General features: G+C 56.0%; 11 protein-coding genes. 7 read left to right on the top strand and 4 right to left on the bottom strand.

Going from position 1 to position 12,311, the window contains the following annotated elements:
• Positions 1 to 5 precede the first annotated feature (5 nt).
• From kdpC to FBY13_RS16880, 3 genes are read left to right on the top strand one after another with little or no spacing between them, the layout of a single operon-like run.
• Positions 6 to 575: a potassium-transporting ATPase subunit KdpC gene (gene kdpC / locus FBY13_RS16890; protein ID WP_063877617.1), complete on the top strand. Its 570-nt coding sequence runs from the start codon at positions 6 to 8 to the stop codon at positions 573 to 575.
• Positions 576 to 588: 13 nt separating this feature from the next.
• A complete protein-coding gene (kdpD, locus tag FBY13_RS16885; RefSeq protein ID WP_145394662.1) occupies positions 589 to 3,264 on the top strand; it encodes a two-component system sensor histidine kinase KdpD in 2,676 nt (891 codons plus the stop codon).
• A 54-nt stretch (positions 3,265 to 3,318) separates the two neighbouring features.
• Positions 3,319 to 3,822, top strand: a complete 504-nt coding sequence (locus tag FBY13_RS16880; RefSeq protein WP_014604798.1) for a TIGR00645 family protein — start codon at positions 3,319 to 3,321, stop codon at positions 3,820 to 3,822.
• A 62-nt stretch (positions 3,823 to 3,884) separates the two neighbouring features.
• Here the strand turns inward: FBY13_RS16880 and FBY13_RS16875 are convergent, their stop codons facing one another.
• Complete coding sequence (locus FBY13_RS16875) at positions 3,885 to 4,817, bottom strand: LysR family transcriptional regulator (protein WP_063877615.1); 933 nt, start codon at positions 4,815 to 4,817, stop codon at positions 3,885 to 3,887.
• Between the two features lie 93 nt (positions 4,818 to 4,910).
• Here FBY13_RS16875 and FBY13_RS16870 point away from each other — a divergent pair, with 93 nt between their 5' ends.
• The 4 genes from FBY13_RS16870 (at position 4,911) to FBY13_RS16855 (ending at position 9,002) form a co-directional block, all read left to right on the top strand.
• Positions 4,911 to 6,119, top strand: a complete 1,209-nt coding sequence (locus tag FBY13_RS16870) for an MFS transporter (protein ID WP_145394661.1) — start codon at positions 4,911 to 4,913, stop codon at positions 6,117 to 6,119.
• A gap of 61 nt (positions 6,120 to 6,180) precedes the next feature.
• Positions 6,181 to 7,524, top strand: coding sequence for a sodium:proton antiporter (locus tag FBY13_RS16865; RefSeq protein WP_063877613.1), 1,344 nt, complete (start codon positions 6,181 to 6,183; stop codon positions 7,522 to 7,524).
• A gap of 30 nt (positions 7,525 to 7,554) precedes the next feature.
• Positions 7,555 to 7,893 carry a hypothetical protein gene (locus tag FBY13_RS16860; protein ID WP_145394683.1) on the top strand — a complete coding sequence of 113 codons (339 nt, stop codon included), beginning with the start codon at positions 7,555 to 7,557 and terminating at the stop codon, positions 7,891 to 7,893.
• A gap of 170 nt (positions 7,894 to 8,063) precedes the next feature.
• Entirely contained in the window at positions 8,064 to 9,002 is a 939-nt protein-coding gene (locus FBY13_RS16855) for an alpha/beta hydrolase (protein WP_145394660.1), read from the top strand.
• A 117-nt stretch (positions 9,003 to 9,119) separates the two neighbouring features.
• Here FBY13_RS16855 and FBY13_RS16850 read toward each other — a convergent pair whose 3' ends face one another.
• The 3 genes from FBY13_RS16850 to FBY13_RS16840 all read right to left on the bottom strand — a co-directional run bounded on the left by FBY13_RS16850 (position 9,120) and on the right by FBY13_RS16840 (position 12,298).
• Positions 9,120 to 10,199, bottom strand: coding sequence for a porin (locus FBY13_RS16850; RefSeq protein WP_063877610.1), 1,080 nt, complete (start codon positions 10,197 to 10,199; stop codon positions 9,120 to 9,122).
• Positions 10,200 to 10,410: 211 nt separating this feature from the next.
• Positions 10,411 to 11,157 carry a glycerophosphodiester phosphodiesterase family protein gene (locus tag FBY13_RS16845; protein WP_145394659.1) on the bottom strand — a complete coding sequence of 249 codons (747 nt, stop codon included), beginning with the start codon at positions 11,155 to 11,157 and terminating at the stop codon, positions 10,411 to 10,413.
• Between the two features lie 37 nt (positions 11,158 to 11,194).
• Positions 11,195 to 12,298, bottom strand: coding sequence for an extracellular solute-binding protein (locus tag FBY13_RS16840; RefSeq protein ID WP_063877608.1), 1,104 nt, complete (start codon positions 12,296 to 12,298; stop codon positions 11,195 to 11,197).
• Positions 12,299 to 12,311 lie beyond the last annotated feature (13 nt).

Below are 12,311 nucleotides of genomic sequence, written 5' to 3'. Positions count from 1 at the left end.
ATAAAATGAGTCAGTTACGTCCGGCGGTTTTCCTGCTTTTGTTGCTAACGATTGTGTGCGGCGTGGTTTATCCTTTGCTCACCACTGGCCTGTCGCAGTGGCTGTTTCCCTGGCAGGCCAACGGGTCGTTGTTAAAAGTGGATGGCGAAGAACGGGGTTCTGCGCTGATTGGTCAGAATTTTAGCCAACCCGGTAATTTCTGGGGGCGGCCTTCTGCAACCGGTGATAAACCTTACAATCCGCTGGCATCCAGCGGCAGTAATCTGGCCGCCAGCAATCCGGCGCTGGATAAAGCGGTGGCAGAACGCGTAGCGGCGTTACGGGCGGCGAATCCGCAGGCCAACGGCGCGGTACCCGTGGAACTGGTTACCACATCCGCCAGTGGGCTGGACCCGGAGATTTCGCCTGAAGCCGCGCTGTGGCAGGCCCCGCGCATTGCGGCAGCACGTCAGTTACCGCTGGCGAAAGTTGACGCACTGGTAGACAGCATGACGCAGCGTCCGCTGTTGCCCTTCATCGGTGAACCTACTGTGAACGTGCTGCAGCTTAACCTGGCGCTGAATGACCTCAAATAAGTCTAAGGAAGCTATGAACCACGAACCGCTGCGCCCCGATCCGGATGCCCTGCTGCAGGCCAGCAGTGACAGCCATCGCGGCAAACTGAAAATCTATTTTGGTGCCTGTGCGGGCGTAGGGAAAACCTATGCCATGTTGCAGGAAGCGCAGCGGCTGCGTGCCCAGGGACTGGATGTGCTGGTGGGCGTGGTGGAAACGCACGACCGCCCGGAAACGGCCCAGCTTCTTAATGGACTGGTGCTGTTGCCGCGCCGCGCCACTGGCCGTTCGCGGCACGCAGAGTTCGACCTTGATGCCGCGCTGGCACGCCATCCGGCGGTCATTCTGATGGATGAGCTGGCGCACACCAACGTGAAAGGATCACGTCATCCCAAACGCTGGCAGGACATTGAAGAACTGCTGGAGGCCGGCATTGATGTCCTGACTACAGTGAACGTTCAGCATCTGGAAAGCCTGAATGATGTTGTCGGTGGCGTCACCGGCATTCAGGTACGCGAAACCGTACCCGATCCCTTTTTCGACGGTGCCGACGAAGTGGTGCTGGTCGACCTTCCCCCCGACGACCTCCGCCAACGCCTGAAAGAGGGCAAGGTGTACATTGGCGATCGCGCCGAACGGGCCATCGAAAATTTCTTTCGTAAAGGCAATCTGTTTGCCCTGCGTGAGCTGGCGCTGCGCCGCACGGCCGATCGGGTGGATGACCAGATGCGCGCCTGGCGCGACAGCCAGGGACGGGATCGTGTCTGGCATACGCGTGATGCCATTCTGCTGTGTATTGGTGATGACACCGGCAGTGAAAAACTGGTGCGGACGGCGGCACGGCTGGCCGCCAGACTGGGCAGTGAATGGCATGCGGTTTACGTGGAAACGCCTCGCCTCAACCGGCTGCCGGAAGCGCGGCGTCGGGCTATTTTACGCACGCTGAAGCTGGCGCAGGATATGGGGGCCGAAACCGCGACGCTCTCCGACCCGGATGAGGCGCAGGCGGTCCTGCGTTACGCACGTGAACACAACCTCGGTAAGATCGTGACGGGGCGACGCCCGGTGCGGCGCTGGCGGCGTGACAGCTTTGCTGAACGTCTGGGGCAACTGGGGCCCGATCTGGATCTGCTGGTGGTGGCGCTGAATGAGCCGATTCAGGATGCACTCCATCCGTTAGCCGAGGATCGGGTTAACAGCGATAAATGGCGGCTGCAGCTGCGCGGCGTTCTGATGGCGCTGGTGCTGTGTATTCTGGTCACCGCCGCAGGGCAGTCGGTGCTGATCAGCTTCGATCCGGCCAACTGTGTGATGATCTACCTGCTGGCGGTGGTGATCGTCGCGTTGCGCTATGGGCGCTGGCCGTCGGTCATTGCCACGGTGATGAACATCATTGCCTTTGACCTGTTTTTCGTCGCGCCAACCGGCACGGTCGCGGTGTCGGATCTGCAATATTTAGTGACCTTTGGCGTCATGCTGGCGGTGGGGGTGATTGTGGGTAATCTGACGGCCGGTGTCCGCTATCAGGCGCGGGTTGCCCGTTACCGTGAGCAGCGCACGCGGCATCTGTACGAAATGGCTAAGTCACTGGGAAGCGGCCTGACGCCCGAAGATATCGCCGCAACCAGCCAGCGGGTGCTGGAGGCGACGTTACAGGCGCGCTGCCTGCTGCTGTTGCCCGATGAACAGGGTGAACTGCAAACCCTGGGCAATGCGCTGCCGGGCAATGAACCGGATCGGGCAATTGCGAAATGGAGCTTCAGTAAGGGCCAGCCTGCTGGTGCAGGCACGGATACCTTACCGGCGGTGCCCTACCAAATTCTTCCGTTGAAAGTGGGCGATCTGTGTCGCGGATTGCTGGTCGTTGAACCGCAAAATGTGCGTCAGCTGATGGTGCCGGAACAGCAGCGGCTGCTGGAAACCTTCACCGTGCTGATTGCCAACGCCCTGGAGCGGATGGCGCTGTCGCAAAGTGAGGCGGCTTCGCGACTGTCTGCGGAACGGGAACAGCTGCGCAATGCCTTGTTGTCAGCCCTGTCCCATGATTTACGCACGCCGCTGACGGTGCTGTTTGGTCAGGCCGAAATGCTGATGCTGGACCTGGCCAGTGATGACTCAAAGTATGTACCGCAGGCCAGTCAGATTCGTGAACAAACCCTGAGTACCATTCGCCTGGTCAGTAACATGCTGGATATGGCGCGTATCCAGTCGGGTGGTCTGAATTTGCGCGAAGAGTGGCTGGCGCTGGAAGAGGTGATTGGCGGCGCGCTCAGCAGCATGGCTCCGTCGCTTAAGGGACGGGAGGTTGAGCTCGATCTGCCTACGGATATCGTTTTGATTAAAGGCGACAGCACGCTCCTGGAGCGGGTATTTACCAACCTGATTGAAAACAGCCTGAAGTACGCAGGCAACTGCGCGCCTCGTGGCATTCGGGCCTGGTGTGAAAATACGCGGCTGGAAATCGCCATCTGGGATGGTGGCCCAGGCATAGCCGACAATGACCTGACGCGAATTTTCGACAAATTTTCGCGCGGGGATAAAGAATCGGCGGTACCGGGCGTCGGCCTGGGGCTGGCGATCTGTAAAACGATTATCGAGAGCCATGGCGGCCAGATCTGGGCGGAAAATCGCCCGGAAGGCGGTGCCTGCTTCCGTCTCTCTTTACCGCTGCCACCGGTTCCTGAAATTTCTCCTGAAGGCTTGAAATAACTTCACAGATGATCGGTTATAATGCGCGACCTTACTGATTATGATTGGGAAATTATGGAACGTTTTACCGAAAACCTGATGTATGCATCGCGCTGGTTGTTGGCTCCGGTTTACATTGGACTTTCGCTGGGATTGCTGGCGCTCACCGTCAAATTTTTCCAGGAAATTTTTCACCTGTTGCCCAACATTTTTAGCATCGCAGAAAACGATCTGATTTTGCTGCTGCTGTCGCTGGTGGATATGACGCTGGTGGGCGGGCTGCTGGTGATGGTCATGCTGTCAGGCTATGAAAACTTTGTGTCCAAACTCGACATTGACGAGGGCAAAGAGAAGCTGAGCTGGCTGGGTAAAATGGATTCCGGCTCGCTGAAAAATAAAGTCGCGGCCTCGATTGTGGCGATTTCCTCCATCCACCTGCTGCGGGTATTTATGGATGCGCGCAATGTCGAAAACGACAAGCTGATGTGGTACGTCATCATCCATCTGACCTTTGTCCTGTCGGCCTTCGTGATGGGCTGGCTGGACAACATGTCGCGAGCGGAAAAGAAAAACGTCTGACCAACCGCAACATCGCCGAACGCCGTCCGCTTATACGGCTTCCCTTGTGGGGGAAGCCCGGTTCAGCCTGACGCGGGGCGCGCGCCCGTCAGGTGCGGAAATACCGCTTTGATCATGGCAAAAAACGCGGTCAGCCTGGCAGGATAGTAGCTCGCCCAGGGATAGGTCAGCCACACCGGCAACGGGGGAGCCTGCCATTCCGGCATCAACTGAACCAGATTGCCCTGCGCCAAATCCTCCTGTATGACCCATGTCGACATAATAGCCGCACCCAGGCCCGCCAGGGCGGCCTTGCGCACGGCATACAGGCTGTCGCTGCTGAGCACGGGAACGATGGGCAGATTCACCGGTTCATCCCTGTCCTGATTCTGTAACGCTATCTCGTTACGGTAGAAGCTGGTCAACGCCAGCCAGGGCAAATCCCCCAGCTGTTCCACCTGCCTGACCGGCGGATGCTGCAAGAGTAGCGCGGGCGCGGCAACGACAATGCGTGGCACTTCAGCCAGCAGCACAGCCACCACAGAAGGATCGGTCGGTGCGCCAACCTGAATCGCACAGTCCACGTTCTCGGCGACGAAGTCCGGCGTCCTGTCGTTCAGCATCCATTCAATGCGTAAACGGGGATAGCGGCGCATAAAAGTCACCAGCGGTGCGACCAGTTGATCCTGACCGAATGCATGAGGCGCCCGCACTCGCAATATCCCGACCGGATCACTGCCCGCGCCGGTCAGTTCATCCTCCAGCGCGTGCCAGGTCGCCATGAGCTGCCGGGCCTGAGCATAGCAACGTTCCCCATCATCGGTGAGCTTCAGCGCATGCGTGGTGCGCAGTATCAGCTTCAGCCCAAGCCCCTGCTCAAGAGACTGCAAGCGGCGGCTGATTGTCGGTTGCGTAATGCCCAGTTGTAACGCGGCTGCGGTCAAACTGCCGCTCTCGACAATGCGAATAAAAGTGTGCATCAATTCGATACGATCGCTGTTATTGAAATTGCTCATGCGTCCCACGTATAACCGTTTTGTCTTTTATGAGTCTACCGCGTATGTCAAAAACAGGCTTTACTTGTCACACTATTTTTTGAGGATGCCACCATGTCAGCGGTAAACAATATCACTCCACCTGCCACCGAACGTCTGCCCGCGCCCCTGGTCTTTACGCTGGCTGCCGGCGCGGGCCTGAGCGTCGCCTCGATTTACTACAGCCAGCCGATGCTGGATATCATCAGTAAGCAGTTCCAGATCAGCGTTGGTACTGTTGGCATGGTGCCGATGTTAACGCAGGCCGGTTATGCCTTAGGCATTCTGTTGCTGGCCCCGCTTGGCGATCGCCACGATCGGCGCACCATCATTTTAGTTAAGGGATTGCTGCTGGTGATGGCGCTGCTGTTATGTGGGTTCTCCGGCGGCATCAGCGCGCTGCTCATCGCCAGCTTTGTGACCGGGCTGACGGCGACCGTGGCGCAGGACATTGTTCCGGCCTCGGCCGCGCTGGCTCCGGCACAACGTCGGGGTAAAATCGTTGGCACGGTAATGACGGGGTTACTGGTGGGGATTTTATTATCCCGGGTCGTGAGCGGCGTGGTGGCGGAGTATTTTGGCTGGCGCACGATGTACATGATAGCGGCCATGGCCGTATTGCTGATCAGCCTGACCTTGTGGCGCGTGCTGCCACGCTTTACGCCCGGCACATCAGTGAGCTATCCGCGTCTGCTTTTATCGCTGGTGCAGCTGTGGCGTGAACATCAAACCCTGCGACGTGCCGCGCTGGCTCAGGGGCTGCTCTCTGTGAGCTTCAGCGCCTTCTGGTCCACACTGGCGATCATGCTCAGCGAACGTTTTCACTTTGACAGTGCTATCGCCGGTGCCTTTGGCCTGGCGGGGGCAGCAGGTGCACTGGCCGCGCCGCTGGCAGGTAACGTCGCCGATCGTATCGGCCCGGCGCGTGTCACCCAGTTTGGTGCCGCTCTGGTCACGTTCTCTTTCGCTCTGATGTTTTTGTTGCCGCTGCTGCCGCTCCCCGGTCAGCTGGTATTAATCATTATCTGCACCATTGGCTTTGATTTAGGCGTGCAAGCCACGCTGGTCGCGCATCAAACCCTGATTTATGGCCTGGTGCCCGACGCGCGCAGCCGACTGAATGCCCTGCTGTTTACCATCGTGTTTATCGGCATGGCGAGCGGTGCGGCGCTGGGCAGCCTGGCGCTTGCTCACTGGGGCTGGAATGGCGTTGTGGTCTTGTCGACGCTGGCCGCGGTTGTCAGCCTGATCGTGCGTCTCGCCAGTCGCCACCTCAAGGACTGATCCTTCCGCCCGTCAGCAAATGTGCCAGGCTTAGTCATAAACTCAATTAAAACGGTGCGTTATGAACTTTATTGCCTGGACAGCTGCGACGGGCTGTCTTCTGTTATTAATGTCGCTGGCGTCAGGGTGGATACACCGTGGCCCGGTGACCTCTTTTGGTCTTTTCTTGTTAGCCGGGATAGCCTGCGGGCCGTGGGTATTTGATGTTATCGAAATCGATATCCTTCGCCATGCGGAACTCGTCACGCACATTACTGAAATCACCATGGCCGCGTCGTTGTTCATTACCGGCCTAAAGCTGCGCCTGCCGCTTAAGGCCCGGAGCTGGCGCGCTGGCGGCTTACTGGCGTTCCCGGCGATGTTGATGACGGTCGCAGCCATGACGCTGCTGTCTCACTGGCTGGTGGGGCTGTCGTGGCCCATTGCCCTGGCGTTTGGCGCGATTGTTGCGCCCACCGATCCCGTGTTGGCGAGCCTGATCTCCGTGAGCGATGCTCAGGATGATGATGCCCTGCGCGTGGCTATTTCCAGTGAGGCGGGCATGAACGATGGTTCCGCACTGCCCTTACTGATTCTGGCGCTGCTGCTGTTTAACGGCGAAAGCCTGGGCACGGGCATGGTGGCGCACTGGGCTGCTGTCGATGTCGTGTGGGCCATTGGCGGCGGTATCCTGTTGGGATTTGGACTGGGTCGCCTGGTCGGTCTGCTGGCCACCCGGTTGCGCAATGCCCACGGCGATGTGGCACCCAATGACTTCCTCGCGCTGGCGCTGATCGCGCTCAGCTATGCACTGGCCGAATGGGTCGGTGCCTCGGGCTTTCTGGCCACCTTTGCGGCTGGTCTGGGCCTGCGCCGTGCGGAGCTGGGCGTCTTTAAACGCTACCAACCAGACGATATGCCCGATGACGATCGGCTGCTGCCTGCCGAGGCGCTGGTGAATCCCAACAAACGGTTACAGCAACGTAGCAGTGGCATGGTGAAATCGGTCGGTTTAGTGGTAGGCGATGCGCTCTCTTTTGGCGATACTATCGAACGCCTGTTGGCTGCCATGATGATGGTGGTACTTGGCGTGACCATGGCGCATCACTGGAACATGCAGGGCGTCCTGCTTGGGCTGTTGCTGTTTGCGGTGGTGCGACCGCTTGCCGTCTGGCTGGTGACCCTGCGCACCGGCATGCCGGTTCCTCAGCGGTTGCTGATTGGCTGGCTGGGTATCCGTGGTATTGGTAGTCTTAACTATATTGCGTTTGCCTGGGTCCATGGCATGGTCGGGGCAGAGGCAAAGATAATGGTTGATATGGCGCTGACGCTGGTGGTGTGCAGCATCGTGGTCCACGGTATTTCTGTGACGCCGCTGCTCAACTGGCGCCAGGCGCGACTGGAGGCGAAACAGCGCCAGTCATGAGAGTGAGTTAACTGATAACAGGAGTAGATGATGAAGATATCTCAGATACTGTTGCTGAGCATGCTGGCTTCTGGCAGTGCACTGGCGGCAGAAAACAGTGAAGAAAGCGTGTATGCCAGCCAGCTGTGCCATATTGTCAGCAGTGAAAAAATCGTTTCGACAGCTGACCAGTATGTCGAAAAAATGAAAGCCAGCGTGGCAGGATCGCAGTCCTCCTCTGCCGTCAGTAAGCCTGAATTTGACGAAGAGCTGGCAAACGAAGTGGCGAGTGCATGGCTACAACTGGGCGATGAAGAACGCGCCAAACTGCGTACCAATTCACAGCAGTGTGAGCAAACGGTAATGACGCAGTTTCAGCAAGAAGATTAACCGCCGTTAAATCGTCAATAAACGCGCTAAAATGGCGCGTTTTTTAATGGATTTTCACTACCGATTGCGTACATAATCGCCAGCGTCTTAACCAAATGTGCGATACATAATAACAACGCAGCGGGCCGAAAAGGTCGGCTAACCTTTATGGCATTGATTTAACAGGCATCATGATTACGCGTCGACGCTTTATTTTCGGCACAGGAGCGCTTGCGCTCTCACTGGCTACCAGCAAACTGTTTGCCCGCGATGATATTATTCCCCTCTGGCCGGACGAACCGCCCGGCGGCGGCGGTCCGTCTGGCACCCTGCATGTTGATGCATGGGGTTCATGGTCCAATATTGTCAGCCCGGCGATTCAACGTTTCAGGCCAGAAAATCCCAACGGCGAAGCGGTATTAATCGCGGCCGGTGGCGGTTATCGCTGGATTGGCATGGGCCGCGAAGCCTGGCCCGTCGCGCACTGGTTAAATGCCAATGGTTATACCGCCTACGTGCTGAGCTATCGTTTGCCGCGCGAGAAATGGCAGGCGGGTAATCTTGCGCCCTTGCAGGATGCACAGCGTGCCCTGCGCCTGATACGATCGTTTGAACGTAAAGTGCATGTCTTAGGCTTTTCAGCCGGTGGACATTTACTGGGCATGGCGGCGGCGCGCCCGGAGTTTCAGTCATACACGCCCGTTGACAGGCTGGATCAGGAAGTGCCAAAAGCCGACAGCGTAGGGCTGATCTATCCGGTGATTACGCTGGAAGCGCCGTATCAACATACCAATACTCACCTGATGATGGTGGGCAACGACGCCAGCCCGCAGGAAGAAGCCAGTTGGTCCGTACAAAACTACGTGACGAATCTGTATCCGCCCACATTTCTGGCCCAGGCCGGCGACGATCACACCTCAAAACCCTTTAATACCCAGTTAATGCGTGACACCTGCCGTCGCAATCGTGTGCCAGTACAGCTGATCCAGCTTTCCAGCGGTGGACACGGTTTTGGACTGGGTATAGCCGGTACGCCTGCCGCCCTGTGGGATCAGGCTTACGTGAAATGGCTGGAAAACCTGGGTCAGGGCACGTCACCCGTCAGGCACGCTGCCACCTCCGCCCTTTAGTCATTTTCTCTGCGGACTGACGTAAAAAAAGCCGGCATTCGCCGGCCTCGCGACAGTAGCGATTCTCAGGATTGAAGCGATACAGGTTAAAGCACGTGTTCAGGCTGGGGCCGCCTGTTAAAACTGATAAGTCAGGCCCATGCCGATACTGTTTTTTGTCGTAATGCCGGTTGCACGGGTAAAGTCATTTTCTTTCAGCAAGTTAATGCGGTAATCCACATAGGTCAGCATGTTCTTGTTGAAATAGTAGTAGGTGCCCACCGCAATATATTTCTGCATAGTCTGGCTGCCACCGGCAAAATTCCCCGCGCCCTGCAGGTTTTCGCCACGCTGTGTCACAAACCCAACAGAGGGACGCAAGCCGTTCAGGAACTGGTATTGCGCAATCGCCTCAAAGTTATGGGTTTTATCGGCGACCTGTGCCAGCTGTCCATAAGGCGTCACATCGTTGGCTTCACCGTACATAGCGGCCAGATAGATTTGGTTGGCATCATATTTCGCCGCCGTTACCCAGGCGGTCGCCTCGTCTCCCTGGCCGTCAGCTTGCTGAGTCAGGGTACGTTTTGCTTTCATGCCCGCGGCGGCAATGCTCAGGCCATCGGTGATGCTGTAGGTCAGACCGGCACCGTAGCCATCCCCGTTCGCCAGTTTGGCGGTTGAACGATCATTTTTCCCTTGGTACTGCAGGGTTAACTTTAATCCGCCCCAGTCCGGGGAGTGCCAGGTCGCAAGACCGGTCGAGCGTTTTGACAGAAAGTTATCGTTGGTGGTCATGGTGCCAGAACCGTAGATTGGCGCCATGTCTGTGTAGGCAGAGGCAATATACAGCGCGCCAAAGCTGCGACCATAATCGAATGAACCGAAGTCATCCAGCTTCAGACCGGCAAACCCCAACCGCGTGGCATTACCTGTTTGGGCGTCGGTGGCGCCTTCACTGTGATTCAACTGGAAATTATATTCCCATTGACCATAGCCGGTAAGCTTATCGTTAATTTGCGTCTGACCTTTAAAGCCCAGACGTGCATAAGAGTTGTCACCATCTTCCGCGATATTATCGGAAAACACATGGCGTGCATCGACTTTACCGTAGAGGTCGAGTTTATTACCGTCTTTATTATAAATTTCGGCGGAGCATGCAGAAAATGAAACCAGAAAACATATTGCATACGGCGCGACTGTTTTTATTTTGTTGTGCATATCATCTACCCTTATCTAGTCATTGAAGCGTGAGGATGTGACCGCGCAGGGCGGCATTTATTTCAACGTCACATTCGTTTTGTTGAATAGCGAAACAATAAAATCAATTATCTGGCCATAAATAATATGGCCATTTTTTATAATGGTTTTCCCTGGTGCCAGCCCGTCAGGCAGGTAATGCCCTGATGGTTTTTTATTAAAATACTTTTTATTAAAATGCTAAGTCGGGTATATCGCTTAACACCGTTTGCGCGCCCGCGTCGATATATTTGCGGGCCAGTGCCGGGTCATTAATGGTGGCAATCGCGAACTCAATCCCTGAATGGGACAGGCGCTGCAGGTCATCGTCCGTGGCGAAGTCGCCTAGGAAATGCAGGATCTGGCAATCTGTTCTGGCGAGCAGCGCTGCAGGATCTTTCGGCGGCACGCACACCGCCAGTCCACGTGGGACATCCGGCATAATCTTTGCAGCAACCTGTAACGAGAGTTCAGAGAAGCTGCTAATAAATAACTTTTTCTCGCCTGCGGGCCACAGCGACTTCAACTGGGTAATCGCAATCTCCGCCGTTTCAATTTCCTGTCCTGAGGTCGGCTTAATTTCCAGCTGCAACCCGATGCCTTTATCCAGCACAAAGCCCACTGTTTCAGCCAGCGTGGGCACTTTGACGCCTTTAAAGATGTGACCGTAACGCACGCCAGCATCCAGCGAGCGGATCTCATCCAGCGTTAAGTTCGCCACATAACCTTTACCATTGGTGGTCCGGTCGACAGCATCATCATGAATAATGACCGGGTGCATATCTTTGGTCAGTTTGACATCCACCTCTATCCACATTGCCCCGTGTTCAACGGCCGCCTGAAACGAAGGCAGCGTGTTTTCTGGCGCTAACAGGGGCGCGCCACGGTGGGCAATCAGGTGCGAGTTCACCACGCGCACAGGATGTTTTTTCTTCGACATTCTTCGCTTTACCTTCTGTTATGGGTGTATCGCCGATCTACTTGAGTAAGACCTGATTAGAAAATTCTGTTCTGACTTCATCGCCCAGCGGCTTAGGCATGAACTGGGTACCATGAATGCGTTCTTTGCTGTTGATTAGCCCGGCATCGCGATTCACTTCTTTATTTTGCGGCGTGATGCCATAAACCTGCTGAAACAGCCGTTGGGTGGTGGGCAGCGTCAGCCAGTGTATAAACAGCAAGGCTGCGGCTTTGTGTTGTGCGTTTTTAGGAATGGCCACCATATTTCCGCCGCCGGGCATGCCGAAGTCAGGAATATAAAGTTTGATGGTTTTAGGGACTTCACCGTGGTTTTCTAAGCCCACCAGATAATCTTCCCAGGCCGGCACCAGCAGAAACTCGCCGCTGACCAGTCGGGTAACGCTGTCGGCGTTAGACGCGGTAATGATGTAATTGGGACGCTGCTGTTTGAACCAGTTCCAGGCGGGCTGGAGCGCCGTCAGGCTTTTTACATCGGCATCGCCTTTGGTAAAATCAAAACCCGGCACCAGCGTGCGAGTGACTGACTCAATAAACGCCGGACCCGACCCACCGTTTTCGACGTTAAAACCAAATTCCTGTGGATGACTTTGCAGGAAGGCCGTTATCTGCGGCAGGGTTCTGGGCAGCTCGCTTTCTTTCATGCGACGGGAGTCATAAGCTAAGCCCGTCTGGTTGCCCCAAAACGCCACGCCATAGCCTTTGCTGTCGGTTCCCTCAATCGAATAATTTAGGGTTTTACCTTCAGGAAGTAATGTATTAATCGGACCAAAAAATGTCTGCTGTGGTGATACCGTACCGAAGGCGCCACCGCCAATGGAAAACAGATCGATATCGCCCGCTTCACGTCCACGGTCAGCCATGAGTTTATTAATATTGCCCTGCAGTGGGCCTTCAGAGAGCGTGACCTTAATGCCATACTGTTTTTCAAACAGGCTGACCTGTTCTTTTAAACGATCCTGGTAATACCAGTGATACCAGGTTAATGTCCCTTCTTTCTTAGCCTGCTCGACAATCTGTTGCCAGTTCATCGTGGTCAGATCCTGAGCCTGGCTACAGAAAGCCCCGGCCAGCAATAACATTGCGGCAAATAGTCTGAACATAATAGTCCCCAAT

Source organism: Pantoea sp. SJZ147, assembly GCF_007828605.1.
Lineage (GTDB): Bacteria > Pseudomonadota > Gammaproteobacteria > Enterobacterales > Enterobacteriaceae > Pantoea > Pantoea allii.
This window is presented reverse-complemented; position numbering and strand designations above follow the sequence as displayed.